The sequence below is a fragment of the Sphingomonas sp. PAMC26645 genome (genome assembly GCF_004795835.1).
Lineage (GTDB): Bacteria > Pseudomonadota > Alphaproteobacteria > Sphingomonadales > Sphingomonadaceae > Sphingomonas.
The window spans coordinates 458,497-475,364 of record NZ_CP039249.1 but is presented as its reverse complement, the minus strand read 5'-3'; the positions used below and the strand labels follow the sequence as shown (position 1 = coordinate 475,364).

General features: G+C 67.2%; 14 protein-coding genes. 10 read left to right on the top strand and 4 right to left on the bottom strand.

Annotation, left to right across the window (positions count from 1 at the left end; genetic code table 11):
• The first annotated feature begins 127 nt into the window (after positions 1-127).
• Both E5673_RS02295 and E5673_RS02290 read left to right on the top strand, forming a co-directional pair.
• Positions 128-2,854, top strand: a complete 2,727-nt coding sequence (locus E5673_RS02295; RefSeq protein ID WP_136188780.1) for an ATP-dependent DNA helicase — start codon at positions 128-130, stop codon at positions 2,852-2,854.
• Complete coding sequence (locus E5673_RS02290) at positions 2,851-3,387, top strand: histidine phosphatase family protein (protein ID WP_136188779.1); 537 nt, start codon at positions 2,851-2,853, stop codon at positions 3,385-3,387. Before E5673_RS02295 ends, E5673_RS02290 begins: the two co-directional genes overlap by 4 nt.
• A 251-nt stretch (positions 3,388-3,638) precedes the next feature.
• On the opposite strand, the gene E5673_RS02285 is transcribed toward E5673_RS02290, so the two are convergent.
• Both E5673_RS02285 and E5673_RS02280 read right to left on the bottom strand, forming a co-directional pair.
• Positions 3,639-4,163 (bottom strand): DUF177 domain-containing protein, encoded by a 525-nt coding sequence (locus E5673_RS02285; protein ID WP_136188778.1) that lies wholly within the window; start codon positions 4,161-4,163, stop codon positions 3,639-3,641.
• Positions 4,160-4,666, bottom strand: a complete 507-nt coding sequence (locus tag E5673_RS02280; protein ID WP_247599534.1) for a ubiquinol-cytochrome C chaperone family protein — start codon at positions 4,664-4,666, stop codon at positions 4,160-4,162. The genes E5673_RS02285 and E5673_RS02280 overlap by 4 nt, the downstream gene beginning before the upstream one ends.
• A gap of 134 nt (positions 4,667-4,800) precedes the next feature.
• Between E5673_RS02280 and bamE the strand changes: the two genes are divergently transcribed.
• The 6 genes from bamE to E5673_RS02250 all read left to right on the top strand — a co-directional run bounded on the left by bamE (position 4,801) and on the right by E5673_RS02250 (position 11,505).
• Positions 4,801-5,313, top strand: coding sequence for an outer membrane protein assembly factor BamE (gene bamE, locus E5673_RS02275; RefSeq protein WP_136188777.1), 513 nt, complete (start codon positions 4,801-4,803; stop codon positions 5,311-5,313).
• A 248-nt stretch (positions 5,314-5,561) separates the two neighbouring features.
• A complete protein-coding gene (locus E5673_RS02270; RefSeq protein WP_247599533.1) occupies positions 5,562-7,010 on the top strand; it encodes a glycosyl transferase family protein in 1,449 nt (482 codons plus the stop codon).
• Between the two features lie 338 nt (positions 7,011-7,348).
• Positions 7,349-8,002: a hypothetical protein gene (locus E5673_RS02265; protein ID WP_247599532.1), complete on the top strand. Its 654-nt coding sequence runs from the start codon at positions 7,349-7,351 to the stop codon at positions 8,000-8,002.
• A gap of 48 nt (positions 8,003-8,050) precedes the next feature.
• On the top strand, positions 8,051-8,965 hold the full coding sequence (locus E5673_RS02260; RefSeq protein WP_136188775.1) for a sulfite exporter TauE/SafE family protein: 915 nt from the start codon (positions 8,051-8,053) through the stop codon (positions 8,963-8,965).
• 35 nt (positions 8,966-9,000) lie between these two features.
• Positions 9,001-9,720: a TIGR02186 family protein gene (locus E5673_RS02255; protein WP_056064071.1), complete on the top strand. Its 720-nt coding sequence runs from the start codon at positions 9,001-9,003 to the stop codon at positions 9,718-9,720.
• 114 nt (positions 9,721-9,834) lie between these two features.
• A complete protein-coding gene (locus E5673_RS02250; protein WP_136191305.1) occupies positions 9,835-11,505 on the top strand; it encodes an ATP-binding protein in 1,671 nt (556 codons plus the stop codon).
• A gap of 85 nt (positions 11,506-11,590) precedes the next feature.
• On the opposite strand, the gene E5673_RS02245 is transcribed toward E5673_RS02250, so the two are convergent.
• Positions 11,591-11,905, bottom strand: a complete 315-nt coding sequence (locus tag E5673_RS02245) for a YdeI/OmpD-associated family protein (RefSeq protein ID WP_136188774.1) — start codon at positions 11,903-11,905, stop codon at positions 11,591-11,593.
• 154 nt (positions 11,906-12,059) lie between these two features.
• Complete coding sequence (locus tag E5673_RS02240; protein ID WP_247599531.1) at positions 12,060-13,592, bottom strand: M23 family metallopeptidase; 1,533 nt, start codon at positions 13,590-13,592, stop codon at positions 12,060-12,062.
• 407 nt (positions 13,593-13,999) lie between these two features.
• On the opposite strand from E5673_RS02240, the gene E5673_RS02235 reads away from it, so the two are divergent.
• Both E5673_RS02235 and E5673_RS02230 read left to right on the top strand, forming a co-directional pair.
• Positions 14,000-16,492, top strand: a complete 2,493-nt coding sequence (locus E5673_RS02235) for a helicase-related protein (protein WP_136188773.1) — start codon at positions 14,000-14,002, stop codon at positions 16,490-16,492.
• On the top strand, positions 16,485-16,793 hold the full coding sequence (locus E5673_RS02230; protein WP_247599530.1) for an RNA-binding S4 domain-containing protein: 309 nt from the start codon (positions 16,485-16,487) through the stop codon (positions 16,791-16,793). Before E5673_RS02235 ends, E5673_RS02230 begins: the two co-directional genes overlap by 8 nt.
• Positions 16,794-16,868 lie beyond the last annotated feature (75 nt).

Sequence of the window (16,868 nt, the reverse complement as noted above, 5' to 3'; positions counted from 1 at the left end):
CGCCCCCTCCGTCAGGCTGCGCCTGCCACCCCCCCTGGCGGGGGAGGATTGCTAAGACATTCATATCTGGAGCACTGAGGCTTCACAAAAGGTTGCCCTTTCGTTCTCCATCCCACAAGGTCGCGCAGTGCTTCGCTATCCTGCCCTCCACGCCAGCCACGCCGGCATCTGGATCGCGAACGCGGACGGCGCGCGTCCGATCGGGCGGGGCGAAGCGATCCGGATCGCGGCCGATACGCCGGTCATCATGCTCAACGCGCCGCTGGTCGGGCAGCGACTCGGGTATCCCGATCTGTCAGGGCTCGATCTGCTCGAACTCTACGCGTTCCTTCGCCCGGCGCAGTTCGCGGTGCCGACGCCGAAGGGGATCGCGCGGGTTACCGGGCTCGACGTGCCGAGCGAGGACGCGGAGGTCGCGCCGTTCCTGCTGCGCGCGGCCGAGGCGATGCTGGCGCTTACCGATGGCGACTGGCCCGAGCGTGAGGGCGCTTGGACCGCGGCACAATCGCTGTTTCGCCTTCGCTGGCCTTGGGCGCCGGTCGTCGCCGAACGTCTGAAGAAGCCCGCGGTCAACGAACGCTGGCTGTTTTCGTCGCTTCCCGAATGGGAGGAGCACGCGCCGCGACCTGCGCCGCGCACCGTGACGATCGAACCTGGTGACGCCGAAGCGCGGCTGGTCGACCTCACCGGCCACGGCGCCGAGGAACGCCCTGGCCAGCGCGCCTATGCCGGTGCCGCCACCGCCGCCTTCGCCCCGAGAGCGATGCGCGATACGCCGAACCTCGTCCTCGCCGAGGCTGGCACCGGGATCGGCAAGACACTTGGCTACCTCGCCCCAGCCTCGCTCTGGGCCGAAAAGGCCGGCGGCGCGGTATGGATCTCAACCTATACCAAGACGCTGCAACGCCAGTTGGGGCAGGAAACCGCACGCCTTTATCCCGACGCGGCGATCCGGAAAGCCAAGGTCGTTACGCGGAAGGGGCGCGAGAATTATCTCTGCCTGCTGAACCTGGAGGACGCGCTGCAAGGCGGCTTCGCGGGGCGCGCGGCGATCCTCGCGCACCTCGTCGCACGCTGGGCTGCGTACAGCGCGGATGGCGACATGGTCGGCGGCGACCTGCCCGGCTGGCTGCCGACGCTGTTCCGGCGCAACGGTTCGACCGCGCTGACCGACCGGCGTGGGGAATGTGTCTACGCCGGCTGCCCGCACTACCGGAAATGCTTCATCGAGCGCGCCGCCCGCGCCTCGTCCGACGCCGACATCGTCATCGCCAACCACGCGCTGGTGATGGTCAACGCGGCGCGGGGCCGCGAACTCGCGACCCGGCCGACGCGCTACGTATTCGACGAGGGCCATCACATCTTCGACGCGGCCGATTCGATGTTCGCGACCGCGTTGACCGGCGCGGAGACGATCGAACTGCGCCGCTGGATCCTAGGCCCCGAATCGAGCGGTCGCGGGCGGCGGCGGGGGCTTGCCGCACGCCTGTCCGATCTCGCCAGCTATGACGAACAGGGCGCGCGAGCGATCTCCGACGCGGTGACCGCGGCGGGGGCGCTCGCGTCCGACGGCTGGCTGCAACGCCTCGGCGAGGGTGCGCCGTTCGGGCCGATCGAGACGCTGCTCGCTGCCGTCCGTGGGCTCACCTACGCGCGGGCCGAACAGCCGGGCGACGCGGGGTACGGCCTGGAGACCGAACTTGCCGAACCCGACGCGACGCTGATCGAGGCAGCCGCACCTGCCGCTGCGGCACTCGACGCCCTCGTCCGCCCGCTCGTGACGCTCGGTCGTCGCCTCGAAGCCGTGCTCGCCGAAGCCCCAGACTGGATGGACGCCCCCGCCCGCGCGCGAGTCGAAGGCGCGATCGCCTCGATCGGCTGGCGCGCGGAGACGGTGGCATCGTGGCTGTCGCTGCTCGCGCGCGTCGGTGGGCCCGTGGATGGCGATTTCGTCGACTGGCTCGCGGTCGACCGGATCGAAGGGCGCGAGTTCGACATCGGCCTCCACCGCCACTGGCTCGACCCGACCCGGCCGTTCGCCGAGATCGTGCTGAAGCCCGCGCACGGTGCACTGGTTACCTCGGCGACGCTGACCGGCGGCGGTGATTGGGAAGTCGCGGAAGCCCGCACCGGCGCGCCGCACCTGCTGCGCCCTGCCGCGCGGTTCGAGGCGAAGAGCCCGTTCGATTACACGCGCCAAGCCGAAGTGCTGATCGTCACCGACGTGAAGCGCGGCGATATCGGTGCGCTCGCCAACGCCTATGCGCAGCTGATCGTCGCCAGCCGCGGCGGCACGCTCGGACTGTTCACCGCGATCCGGCGGTTGCGCGGTGTCCACGGCCGCATCGCCGACCGACTCGCCCGCGAAGGCCTGCCGCTCCATGCGCAGCACGTCGATCCGATCGACACCGGCACGCTGGTCGATATTTTCCGCGATGATCCGGGGGCATCGTTGCTTGGCACCGATGCGCTGCGCGATGGTGTCGACGTGCCCGGCGAATCGTTGCGGCTGGTGGTTATGGAGGGCGTGCCTTGGGCTAAACCGTCCGTTCTGCACGCCGCGCGGCGTCTGGCCGGTGGCGGCTCGGCGTATGACGATCGGCTCGTTCGCGCGCGGCTCGCACAGGCATTTGGTCGCCTGATCCGTCGCGCAGACGACTCCGGCGTGTTCGTGATGCTGTCCGCCGCGATGCCCTCGCGGTTGCTCAGCGCGTTCCCGCCGGGCGTGCCGATCGCCCGCGTCACGCTCGAGGAAGCGGTGGCCCGGGTCGCAAGCCGGCTTTCCTCCAATCCACTTTCTTCTGGCGCGGCGGTAGGGCATGAGAGCCGCGAACCCGCTCGAGGATTGCCATGAAGACGTTGACGCTGTTGCGCCACGCCAAGTCCGGCTGGGACGATCCGGTCGCGCGCGATTTCGACCGCCCGCTCAACGCCAAGGGCAAGCGCGCCGCGGCGATGGTGGGGCGGCACATGCGATCGCTGGGGCTTACGTTCGATCACGCGATCGCGTCGCCGGCGGTGCGGGTTTCGGAGACGTTGGAGCAGATCGAATCGGGCTATGGCCGGACGATCGCACCGGACCTGGACCGGCGGGTGTATCTCGCGTCGGCGGCGACGTTGCTGGATGTGGTGCACGGGTTTCCGGCCGAGGCGGAGAGTGCGTTGCTGGTCGGGCACAATCCCGGGTTGGAGGATCTCGTCCTGATGCTGGTCGCGGATGGGCGCGATCCGCTGCGCGACGCGGTCGAGGACAAATATCCAACGGCGAGCATTGCCGAGCTTCAGTTCGAGGGGAAGTGGGTGGATGTTGCAACCGGTACGGCTCGCCTGACCCGCTTCATCCGCCCCCGCGATCTCGATCCGACTTTAGGGCCCGACGCAGACTAAAGCCTTGTTCTCCCGCGAAGGCGGGGACCCAGACTGGGCTCCCGCCTTCGCGGGAGAACAAGGCGGCGTGAGCGTTCCGCTCCTTCAACTTCACACCACCCCGGCGAAGGCCGAGGCCCAATTGGAGAGGTAGTTGTAACGGCGGACCGCCCTACCTCACTATCGGCCCCCAATTGGGCCCCGGCCTTCGCCGGGGTGGTGCAGATTTTTTGGTAAGCTAATCTCGAACAAGCCCGAGACCGCGCCGCTGCTCAGCTCTTCTCCGCCATCCTAGCCTTCAGATCCGAGAACGCATTCGCCGGCCGGAACTCGTCCTCGCTGATCACCCCTGCCGCCGCCAGAGCCGCCGCCGCGTTCGGCCCCCGAGGAAACGGATCGATCGCCAGCGCCAGCGTATCCGCCGCCGCTTCGCCAAGATCGATCGTGCCACCCTCGATCGCGACCGTATCGAGCGCGTCGTCGGACAGCTCGACCTCGTCGCCCTCGGACACCAGTTGATCGACGAACAGCAGCGCGACCGGCTCGTCGATCTGCGTATCGAGCGGTTCGTCGGTCACCGAACACGCCTGCACCGCCGCGCCGGTCACGCGGCCCTTCACGACGATGCCGCTGTCGGTGCGCTTGATCCCCAATCGCGCGTCGAGTCGCGTGATAGAGAGCAGCGCGAACCGCTTCGCCAGCGCCGCGCGCTCATCCTCGGTCGCGGCGATCTCGACGATCCGCTCGCGCTCGCCGATCGTGTCGAGGCGTTCGGGGCGGCTGAACTCGGGCTTCACGGCAATTCTCCAGATAACAGATTTGGTAGTGGCGTCGCAGCCAGCCCCGCATGAAACGCCATTACCGACTCGCGGACGTGAGTCAGCGCGGAAGCGTCCGGCGCGGCGCCCCGGTACAGGTTGCGCACGAGGGCCGGCGCGATATCGCCCGCCGCCAGCCCGTCGCGGTACGCGCCAAGCCGCCCGCCAAGCATGCTCATCATCTTGCCGATATGCTTGCCGACGATGATGTCGCCGATCCCGATCTCGCGCAATTGCCCGTCCATGTCGTCGACGAAGCGCTCGGCCAGACGCGCCGCGGGTTCGCCGCCAGCGGGCTCCGTCTCGAGCCGCAGCATGACGATCGCCAGCAAGGTCGCGATCATGTCGAAGCGGCCGTCGACCGTGTCCGGCACCGCGCCCTCGCGATACCAATGTTCCGCGCGCGCCCGGCCAACTACGGCGTTATACAGCGGTAGCGCCTCGTCGGGCTTCTCGCCGAGCAGTCTTCCCAACCAGCTCAAAATCTATCGTCCTCAACACGAAGCCGCGCTTCGGCTTGTTTGCCCGCGCATCCTCGCATATCGAGGCGATCGGCGGCCGATGCAATCGCGTGGGACCCGTCACGTGTTTTCGCGTGCCCCGGTTGGGAGTTTATATGAGCGTGTTTTCCGCCCGTACGGGTCTCGCCGCCGCACTTGCGGTCGCCGCATTGGCCAGTGGGGGCTGCACCCAGCTGCGCTCGCACCAGGGCTATGTCGTCGATACTGACCTCGTCAACTCGGTCCAGCCGGGCGTCGACAACCGCCAGTCGGTGCTCGCCACGCTCGGCAAGCCGACGCTGGCTGGGCAGTTCGACCAGGGCGACTGGTATTATCTGGCGCGTGACAGCCGCAACCTCGCGTTCCGCAACCCGCGCGCCAACGCGCAGATCACGTTGCAGATTAGCTTCGACCAGAAGGGCACCGTCACCGCGATTCGCCGCGGCGGTCTGGAGCAGGTCGCGTCGATCGCACCTTATGGCAAGAAGACGCCGACGCTGGGTCGCGAGCGGGGATTCTTCCAGGATCTGTTCGGCAATATCGGCACGGTCGGTGCCGCGGGTGCTGGCGGCGGCGGTGGCGGCGGCGGCGGTAGCAACACCGGCGGCGGCGGTCGAAATCGACCATAGCCGGTCGGTCTGAAGGGTAAGCCCGGATTCGGTTAGGCCGCACCGCGTGCTACGCAGCGGTGCGGCCGGGCCGGGCATCATCGGCGCCGATCCCGAAAGGGGGGAAAGGGATCATCGTCGTAACGCACGTTCGACGCGATGGTTCGCCGTGTCAGGCTGTAATTCGCGAAAACGACAAACATCCGTTCTCGATAAGACTATATCCGTTTCGACGGTGACTTGCGGTACCCTTGGTTCGGGGGTGTGGCTTGGGCGAGTCGCTGTGGATCATCGACGCGTCCGCGCGAGAGATGCTGCTGTTTGCGGGCGTCGGACTGCTACTCGGTGGTATCGATGATCTGCTGGTCGATCTGGTCTATATCGGTCACCGGATCAGGCATGGCGGCCGGGCTCGCCTGACTCTCGCCACTCTGCCGTCGCCGCGCATTGCAGGCCGGATCGCTGTGTTCGTCGCGGCGTGGGACGAGGTCGCGGTGATCGGCGGGATGCTGACGACTGCGCTCGATCGCTACGAACACGATAATTACCGCATCTATGTCGGCGCCTATTCGAACGACCGGGGGACGATCGATGCGATTGCCGCGGTCGCCGAGCGCGACTTGCGGATCCGGCTCGTGATCGGGCTACGAGACGGGCCGACGACCAAGGCCGACTGCCTCAACACCCTGTGGCACGCGCTGTGCCGCGACGATCTGCGCGAGGGGGCAGGGACGGATCAACCGACCAAGGCGGTCGTGCTCCATGATGCCGAAGATGTCGTGCACGCGCAGGAGTTGCGTGTCTTCGACAGCCTGATCGAGCGATACGACGTCATCCAGCTTCCCGTCCTGCCGCTGGTCCACCGCGGTGCGCGGCTTGTGTCGGGGCATTATGCCGACGAGTTCGCCGAATCCCACGCCAAGCAGATCGTCGTGCGGACCGCGCTGGGCGCCGCGATGCCGCTTGCCGGCACGGGCTGTGCGATCGCACCGGCCGTCCTCGCGATGATTGCCCAGGCACGGGGCGGCGATCCGTTCGACGCGACCAGTCTGACCGAGGACTACGAGCTGGGCTTGCGACTCGCAGAGCTAGGCGCACGCGGCATTTTCGCGCGCGTTGCGGCGGACGATGCCGGGACGGTGGTCGCGGTACGCGCGTATTTCCCGTGTACGCTCAGTGGATCGGTGCGCCAGAAGACGCGGTGGATGATGGGTATCGCGCTGGCCGGCTGGGATCGTACCGGCTGGGGGCGGCCTCGCGCAGTCGCCGATCACTGGATGCGAATGCGCGATCGACGCGCGCCGCTGGCCGTCGTGATCCTCGCGGTGGGCTATCTTGCGGTGCCGATATGGGTGTTCTCGCTGCTGGCGCACGGCCAAGCCGGCGGGGCGTCACCCTACGCGAACGGCGCCTACCCGATCGCCTTCTGGCTGCTCGTCGCCAATGGCGGGTTGCTGGTGTGGCGGTTGATCGTGCGGATGATATTCACGGGACGCAGTTATGGCATGCGCGAGGCGATCTGGGCGCTGCCGCGGTTTCTCGTGGGCAACCTCGTCTCGCTGATCGCCGCACCGCGCGCGGTGATCGTCTATATCGGCATGCTGCGCGGTGCCGCGCCGGTCTGGGACAAGACACAGCACGAGTTTCCCGACGCGCTGCCCATCGACGTCATCACTGACAGCATCAACCATCCAGGCCTCGCCGCCGCGGTACGATGAGCGTCGGGCGCCCGCTGCGCTTTCTTGCATTGGCGTTGGGCGGATGGGTGATGGTCCGCGTGGCGTTGTTGTTGCCGGAGGTAACCTCGCTTCCACCCTCGGAGATAATTCCGCGAGTTGTCGAAGTGCTCGTGCCGCAAGTCGCCGCAGCAATTCTCGGGCGACCCCGCGTGGCTCCGCGGGTGGTGACCATGCGACGCGTCGCTGTCGAACCGCCGATGGTCACCAAGCCGCGGCCATGGCAAGGACCAACAGTTATGCCGCCACTATCGGTATCGCCTGATCTTCCTGATCTGGCCGTCGTCGCAGAGCCCCAGACATACGCAATTCCGTCGCCGGTGGCGCCGCCCTCAGTCGCTAAGGCGCCGAGTCGTCTCACCGGAAGCGCATGGCTGCTCGCGCGCGGCGGTCCCGCGGGTACGGTGTCGGGCGGGCAGCTCGGCGCGTCGCAGGGCGGTTTGCGATTGGCCTATGCGCTCGGCAGCCGCCGTAAGTTCGCGCTCGTGGCGCACGTCGCCACGCCGCTCAAAGGTGCCGGGCGGGAGGCGGCGTTCGGGATCGAATGGCAACCGACGCGGTTACCGATCCGCCTCGTCGCCGAGCAACGATTCGCGCTCGATGGCGGCCGCGGCGGACCGACGGTGGGCGTCATCGCCGGCTATGGTCCCGCCGAGGTCGCGCCCGGTATCCGCCTGGAATCGTACGGCCAGGCCGGCGGGATTGCGCGTGACGGGATCGAAGGTTTCGTCGACGCCTCCGCACGACTCACGCATCCGCTGGGAAAGCTTGCCGGCGCGAACATAGACATCGGCGTTGGCGCTTGGGCAAGCGCACAACGCGACGCCGAACGCTTCGATATCGGACCCTCGATCGTCGCCGCGCTGCCTGTCGCGCGCAAGACCATCCGCCTGACACTCGACTGGCGCGAACGCATCTATGGCGGCGCGCGTCCGGGCTCTGGACCGGCCCTGTCGATCGGCAGTGACTTCTGAGCGGTCGAGCCTAGCCCCGCCCGCGCAATCCGGTGTAACGCTGCGGCCGTGGATCTGTATCTCCCCGTCGCCAACTTGTCGGTCAACGCGCTCGTCATCATCCTGCTCGGCGGGGGCGTCGGGCTGTTGTCGGGGATGTTCGGCGTCGGCGGCGGTTTCCTGACGACGCCGCTGCTGATCGTTTACGGCATCCCGCCAACCGTTGCCGCAGCCTCGTCCGCGAGCCAGGTAACCGGCGCGAGCGTCTCCGGCGTGTTCGCGCATTTCCGGCGCAAGGGCGTCGATACCAAGATGGGCGGCGTTCTTGTCGCGGGCGGTATCTTGGGCTCGTTCTTCGGTGCGTGGCTGTTCCGCCTGCTCCAGCAGAGCGGTCAGATCGATACCGTAATCGCAATCGTCTATGTCGTCATGCTCGGATCGATCGGCGGCCTGATGGCGAAGGAGTCGATCGGCACCATCGGCCGCGCGCAGACCGGCCGGCCTCCGAAGGCACGCAAACGCCGCCATCACCCGCTCGTCGCTGCGCTCCCGCTCAGGACGCGCTTCTACGCGTCGGGGCTCTATATCTCGCCGTTGGCACCGCTGTTGCTGGGGTTCTTCACCGGCATCCTGACGATCCTGCTTGGCATCGGCGGTGGCTTCATCCTCGTCCCCGCGATGATCTACCTGCTCGGCATGGCGACGTCGGTCGTGGTCGGAACGTCGCTGTTCCAGACGCTGTTCGTGACTGCGGTTGCGACGATGGTGCACGCGACCACCACCAAGGCGGTCGACATCGTGCTCGCCGCACTGCTCCTGCTCGGCTCGGTCGTGGGGGCCCAGGTCGGCGCGCGGTTCGCGACCAAGTTCCGCCCCGAATATCTCCGTCTCGGACTTGCGGTCATGGTTCTGCTGGTCGGCGCGCGTATCCTGCTCGGACTCGTCTGGCGCCCCGAGGAGATCTTCTCGGTCACGCTGTCGTGAAGCCTGGCTGGCTAGTTCTGCTCGCGCCGCTGCTGATGGCGCAGGCGAAACCCGTGCTCGTCCCCGATGTGTCACAACGCAATATCGAGATCGCCTACAGCTTCACCGGCGCCGAGCTGCTGCTGTTCGGCGCGATCCTCTACCCAGGGGGGCGCCTGCCGACCGGTGAGCAACCCACCGACATCGTCGTCGTCGTCAAGGGCCCGACCCAGTCGATCCTGATGCGCGAGAAGGAGAAGGTCGCCGGCATCTGGGTCAACGCCGCGCGCCTGCGATACCGCTCGGCCCCCAGTTTCTACGCAATCGCGTCATCCAAGCCGATCGACCGCCTCGTCGACGACCGGACGCGCGCGATCTACGAACTCGGCCTCGACAGCCTGCAATTGTCGCCGGCGTCGAGCGCACCGGCGCCGATCCAGGACCGTTTCCAGAAGGGGCTCGTCGACCTCAAGCGCCGCGCTGGCCTGTATTACGAGGCGCCGCGTGCGGTCGAGATCACCGACGGCGTGCTCTATCGTGCGCGCGTATCCATTCCCGCCCGCGTGCCCGTCGGCCGATTCACCGCAGAAACCTTCCTGATTCGAGACGGCCGCGTCTTGGCAGCCGCAGTACGCGACATCGACATTCGCAAATCGGGTTTCGAGCGCTTCGTCGCGCGCGCCGCGGATCGTTCTTCGGTGACCTACGGGCTGGTGGCGGTAGCGCTGTCGGTGTTCCTCGGCTGGGCGGCAGGCTGGATCGCGCGCCGGGTCTAGCGCGTCACGGCGACTATACGCGGTGGTTTTCTCAGCAAGTTCAACACCGTCGTCATCGGATATTTACAATTATGGCGGCAGGGTCGGTCCGAAATGACTGGAGACTTTGCGGCGATGAGCGACATGCCGGGACCTGGCGCATTCTTGCGCGCGGCGCCCCTGACAGGGGGATTCGCGAGCGCGAGCACCGCGGCCGCGCCCGTCGGCGTTGTCTTCGCGATCGCCGGATCGAGCAGCCGCATCCTGCTCGATCGCGCTGCGATCGCGGTGCTGCATGACGATTCCGATCCCGTCGTCGCAGCGGCCGGACAGGTCGGCAGCCAGATCAAAATGCGTGTTGGCGCGACGTGGTTGGTCGCCAACATCCGCTCGCTCAAGCTGGAGGATGCCGCCGGCACCTGCGTCGCCGCGGAGATCGACTATCTCGGCGAAGGCGACGAGGACAAACTCACCGGCAAGCTCTATCGATTCCGCCGCGGCGTCACGCGCTATCCGATGCCCGGCTGCGAGGTGTTCCCGATCACCACGGCTGACCTGCAACAGGTCTATGCCGCAGACGACCGTGCGAACATCACGATCGGCACGGTCTATCCGACGGCAGACATCCCGGCCGCGCTGTATGTCGACGCGATGCTCGGCAAGCATTTCGCGCTCGTCGGGTCGACCGGCACCGGCAAGTCGACCAGCGCCGCGTTGATCCTGCACCGCATCTGCGAACTCGCGCCGCAGGGGCATATCGTGATGATCGACCCGCATGGCGAATATGCCGCCGCGTTCAAATCGAACGGCGCGATCTACGACGTCTCCAATTTACAGATGCCGTATTGGCTGATGAACTTCGAGGAGCATTGCGAGGTCTTCCTGACCAGCAGCGGCTCTGCGCGACAGTTCGATGCGGACATCCTAGCTAAATGCCTGCTCGCGGCGAAAGCGAAAAGCCGCCTCGGGCAGGAGATCGCCAAGCTCACCGTCGACGCGCCGATCCCGTATATGCTCAGCGACCTGACGACGATCATCAGCGCCGAGATGGGCAAGATGGACCGCGCGGGCGACACCGCGCCCTATCTCCGGCTCAAGTCCAAGATCGACGAGATCAAGGCCGATCCGCGCTACGGCTTCATGTTCTCCGGCATGCTGGTGGCGGACACGATGGCGAGCTTCCTCTCGCGCATCTTTCGCCTGCCCGGCGACGGCAAGCCGATCTCGATCATCGACGTCTCGGGCGTACCGTCGGATATTACGTCAGTAGTGGTCGCGGTGCTCGCGCGGATGACGTTCGACTTCGCGATCTGGTCGCGCAACGAACCGCAGCGGCCGATCCTGCTCGTTTGCGAGGAGGCGCATCGCTACATCCCGGCAGGGCAGGAGGCGAACAGCTCGGTCGGCCGGATCCTCGGTCGGATCGCCAAGGAAGGGCGCAAATACGGCGTGTCGCTTGGGCTCATCACACAGCGCCCGTCGGATCTCGCGGAGGGTGTGCTGTCGCAATGCGGCACGATCATCGCGATGCGTCTCAACAACGATCGCGACCAGGCCTTCGTCCGCGCGGCGATGCCCGAAGGCGCGCGCGGCTTCCTCGATTCGATACCCGCGCTACGCAATCGCGAATGCATCATCTGTGGGGAGGGCGTGACGATCCCGATCCGCGTGAGCTTCGACGGATTGGAGGAGGAGAAGCGCCCCGCCTCGGGTGATCCGCTGTTCTCCGAACTATGGCGCGACGTCGGCGGGGAGGACCAGATCATCGGCCGCACGATCCAGCGCTGGCGAGCACAGGGGAAGTAGGTCCGATCGGTCATGCAGGGATCGGCAAGCATAATCCGTCGCTAGCCATATTCCGGTAAAAGAGGGGATCTGATCGTGGACGTGATCACATGCCGTTCTTTGTTTTTCGGTCGATCAGGACGGCCTGCTGCCATCGGCTCGGGGCCTTGTCGGTACGGTGAATACAGCCCGCCCAGCAACAGGGGCGCTTCTTGCCCTCGAACAGCTCCTGACCCGTACGTTCTATGCGGCGCTGTCGCGTTTTCGGCTGTTTTGCGTCCTCTATCCAGCAGATGAACTCGTTCCGGCCGAGCGGGGTCAGCGTCTGCCACAGTGCAAAGAGGCTTGGATCGGAGCAAATCGCCGACTGGAGATCGTCGCTGGCGGTATGGACAGTGCCGTGAAGAAAAGAGTTCGCCACGAGTCCTCCAAGCACTATCGGCTAATGTAATGGGCCATTCTCACGAAGAATAGCCGTTCCTCACGTTGTTGACGAGCGCACGGCTCGTAATGAGCACCAACAAAAAACTCCGTCGATGCCGCCGTCGCGCACCGCGTCGACGTTCATCAGATGGTTAGACGCCGACCCGTATTGTCAGCAGCTGGGCGACCCTTGCCTTGAACGCGCGCAGTTTCTCCCCCGACAACTGCGCCACGCTCGCAAACGAGACCGATCGCGGGTTGATGGCCGCGCCGTTCTTCCACACCTCCCAGTGAAGATGCGGGCCAGTCGACATGCCGGTCGATCCGACATAGCCGATCACGTGGCCCTGCCGGACCCGCGTGCCCGATGACACCGCGATCCGGCTCATATGGCCGTAGCCGCTCGCCATCCCGCCGCCGTGCACCAGTTTGACGAAATTGCCATAGCCGCCGGTCCGCCCCGCGAATGCTACGACGCCGTCGGTCATCGCGTGGATCGGCGATCCGTACGGTGCGCCGATGTCGAGGCCCTTGTGCATGCGCGTGAAGCCCAGCAGCGGGTGGAACCGCATGCCGTAGTTCGACGTGATCCGGCCGGTGACCGGCATGCCAGAAACGGCGCGGCGTTCGGTCTGGCCGTTCGCATCGAACCAACCGCCGCGACTCGACTTGTCCTCGGTATCGACGTTCGTCGCATCGGGTGCGAACCGCACGAGCTGCACCTTGCGTCGTCCCTGATCGATCCCGGCGAACAGCAGCTCGCCGATCCGGGTCTCACCGGTTGCGGCACGCTCACGCTCCACGATGACGTCGAAGGTGTCCGCCGCCGTCACGTCGCGGCCGATCGAAAGTCGCGTCGAGATCGCTTTGATGAACGACTCCACGGCCTTTCCAGGAACACCGGCGGCACGCGCGGATCGGTACAGGCTGGAGCCGACGAGGCCCTGGATCCGCAGCGGGGTCGAGTCGATTGCGATCGGCTTGCGGTTCACGGTCAGCCCGCCCGCACCACGCGTCAGCGACAGCGCCAGATCGAACCGCGCGCGGAAATCGAGCTGCTCCAGTGGCCGCGCGACGGTGCGATCCGGCCGCCGCCCGAGCGTAAGCGCGATCCGCGTGCCCGCCGGGATGGCCTTCGGATCGACCGACTGCGCGACCAGCGCCGCCGCGGCTTCGGCATCGTTCCGACCGACGCCAGCGCGCATCAGCGCCCGGTCGAACGCATCGCCCTGGCCGAGCGTTGCCGACAGTTCGAGCGTCGGACGTTCGGGGGCATTGGCGAGCGGGGCAACGAGATCGTTGGCCGCCATCCGCCGCCCGGTAGTCGCGCCCTGGCCGAGCGGCGCGATGCCTTGCGCCCGCGTCTCCTCCCACTCGGCGCCGGCTAGCGGCGACGGCACTACACCGACCAGCGGCTTGAACCCCGGCGCTAGCATGACGGTCGCGGCACACAGCACGGTGCAGGTCGCGAGCCCGCGCCACCAGTCGCGACTACCGATCCGTGCGCCGAGATCGGGCACCCAGTCGATCCGCGAGGGGGCAGCCTCTGGCGCGATATCCGGCTGCCGATCGAGCGCACGACCAAAGCCGCGCGCCCCGCCGCCCGCCAGTTCCAGCGCCTGATCCTTCTGCAAATACACGCGTGCCCGCCCCGAAATCGTCCGAATGCTCGTGCGCCGTTTCATCCCCGGCGCGAGCGTCGGGTTGTGGCGGGGACATGCTAAAGTCAAATTAACCGGGGTGATTGTGGGCCTTGGCGGCGGCGGGGCGTGCTCGGGTCGAGGCGGACGAGATTTGGAGAAGGATACCCTCACTTTTAATTGTCAGGATTGAAGACCGTCCAAACCTTTCTACCACCCCGGCGAAGGCCGGGGCCCAGTTGGGCAGGCCAAGGCGACGAAGCGCGCCCTATGGTAATCCTGTTACCCAACTGGGCCCCGGCCTTCGCCGGGGTGGTGTTGGATATAAGTGAACGCGTCCTCTCCGCTCGCTGGTTCAGCAATCGAGCGCACCCGGCAATTCACCTCGCCAACACTGCGCAATTCCACCCAGGTCATTGCGCCAGCCCACTTTACCCCCGATGTTGCCCGCCATGAGCGACGAAGTCTCCGCTGGCGTGACCGCGGTCCTCGGCCCGACCAACACGGGGAAGACGCACCTCGCGATCGAGCGGATGTGCGCGCATTCGAGCGGCATGATCGGTTTCCCGCTGCGCCTGCTCGCGCGCGAGGTCTATGACCGCGTCGTCGCGATGAAGGGCGCGAACCGAGTCGCGTTGGTCACGGGCGAAGAGAAGATCGTGCCGCCCGACGCACGTTGGTTCCTATGTACCGCCGAGTCGATGCCCGACCGCAACGTCGCCTTCGTCGGTATCGACGAAGCGCAACTCGGTGCCGATCCGGAGCGCGGCCACGTCTTTACCGACCGGCTGCTGCGGGCCCGGGGCCGCGAAGAGACGATGATCCTCGGCTCCGAGGCGTTGCGGCCGATGATCAAGAAGCTCGTTCCCAGTGCGGAGATCGTCAACCGGCCGCGATTCTCGACGCTGACCTATGCTGGCGCGAAGAAGATCAGTCGGCTGCCCAAGCGCTCGGCGATCGTCGCGTTCTCCGCGGAGGAAGTGTACGCGGTCGCCGAGATGCTTCGGCGCCTTCGCGGTGGTGCGGCCGTCGTCATGGGGGCGCTGTCGCCGCGCACCCGCAACGCGCAGGTCGCGATGTTCCAGGCGGGCGAGGTTGATTACTTGGTCGCGACCGACGCGATCGGCATGGGGCTCAACATGGACGTCGCGCATGTCGCGTTCGCCAGCCTCAACAAGTTCGACGGCAAGCGCCAGCGTCGCCTGACGGTGGCGGAGATGGCGCAGATCGCCGGGCGTGCGGGGCGGCACCAGCGCGATGGCACGTTCGGCGCGCTGTCCGACGACGGACCCGGCGCGTTCCTCCCCGAGGAAGTGCTGGCGATCGAGGAACACCGGTTTCCGCGACTGGAAAACCTCTACTGGCGACAAGGCGAACCCGATTTCGCGAGCATCGACGCGCTGATCGCCAGCCTGGAGGCGCGCCCACCCGCCGGCGTTTTGCGTGCCGCGCCGCAAGCGCTCGACCTCGGCGTCTTGAAGCGGCTGGCCGAGGAGGGCTGGGTGCGCGAGCGGGCGCGGCATCCGGCAATGGTCGCGCGACTTTGGGCGGCGTGTGGCTTGCCCGATTTTCGGAAAGTCGGCCTCGACCCACATGCGCGGTTCGTGTCGCGGGTGTTCGGGCATCTGAGCGAAGGGCGGGGGCATATCCCGCACCAGTGGTTCGCCGACGAAATCGCACGGCTCGATACGGTGGCGGGCGACGTCCCGGTGATCGCCGGGCGGATCGCGGCAACACGGATCTGGGCGTATATCGCGCAGCGCGCCGACTGGCTGGCCGAACCAACGCTCTGGGCCGCGCGTACCGCCGCGCTCGAAGAACGCCTGTCGGATGCGCTCCACGCCAGCCTGACGCAGCGGTTCGTCGACAAGCGCACGACCGCGCTGATGCGCCAGATTGGCGCGGATGCGGGCGCGCTGCCGGTAGTGATCGGGCCCGAGGGCGAGGTGATGGTCGAGGATCATCCGATCGGTCGGCTCGACGGGTTCCGGTTTACCGTCGCCGCGGATGCGCGGGCGAGCGACAAGCGGTTGCTGCTCGCGGCGGCGGAGAAGCGTCTCACCGGCGAGCGGTCGCGGCGCGGGCAATCGCTGGTCGATGCGCCGGACGCCGATATCGCGCTCGACGATGTGGCGCAGATCATCTGGGCGGGTCACCCGGTCGCCAAGCTTGGCGCGGGGCCGTCGTTCGCGCGGCCGAAGCTGATCCTCGACCGCTCGCTCGATTGTCTCGACAAGCCCGCGCGCGAGCGGATCGAGGCACGGCTGTCGCTCTGGCTCGGGGCGATGCTCAAGCGGCGGATCGCCGTGCTGGTCCACCTCGCCGAATTGAGCCGTGATCCGAATGCCACGCCGGCGTTGCGAGCGGTCGCGAGTGCGATCGAGGAGGCCGGCGGGATCCTGCCGCGGTTGCCGATGCGGCTGGCGCTCGACGCGATCGATCCCGAGGAGCGCAAGCGGTTGCGCAAGGTCGGCATCACGGTCGGGGCGCTCGACCTGTTCGACGCGCGGTTGCTCAAGCCCGAGTCGGCACGATGGCGGCGGATCCTCGCGGCGGCTCGCGGCACGACGATCGCCGCCCCGCGAGATGGGGCGACCGTGCTGGCGCGTGGCAGCGAGGGTGCGGTTCTTGAGGCAGGGTTCCGCCCCCTCGGGCTCCAGGCGGTCCGGATCGACCTGATCGAGCGTATCGCGCGGGCCGCGCACGACTCGCGGCAGGGTCGCACGCCGTTCGCGCCCGATCCTGCGCTGGCCACCTCGATCGGCGTCGATCCTGCGTCGCTGGAGCGGTTGATGGCCGAACTCGGGTTCAAGGCGCTGGCGGGGGACACGCCGCGCTGGGTCTGGCGTGGGCGTCCGCCAGCGCGGGCTGTGGCTCCGACGCCGATCGATCCGTCGCGGCAGAACGCGTTTGCCGGGCTAGCCGCACTGGTTCGCCATGGTTGAAGGCGCGATGCGGATCGATCGGTTCCTGTGGTTCGTGCGGCTCGCGAAAACGCGCAGCGCCGCGCAGGCGATCGCCGAGAAGGGGCACCTGCGCATCGACGGTCGCCCGATCGACCGTGCGCATTGCCCGGTGCGGATTGGGAATGTGCTGACCTTCGCAGCCAACGACCAAGTCCGCGTCATCCGGGTCGAGGCGCTGCCAGCGCGACGGGGGCCGGCGCCCGAGGCGCAAGGATGCTATCAAGATCTGATTGCGGGGAAGACGCCGGCCGGTACCGTCCGCGACCCGGCTTCCGAATGACCGACGAGGCTCGACACGAGCGATCGCCGTCATCCTGACGAAAGTCAGGACCCAGAGCCACGAGACGCTGTCCTT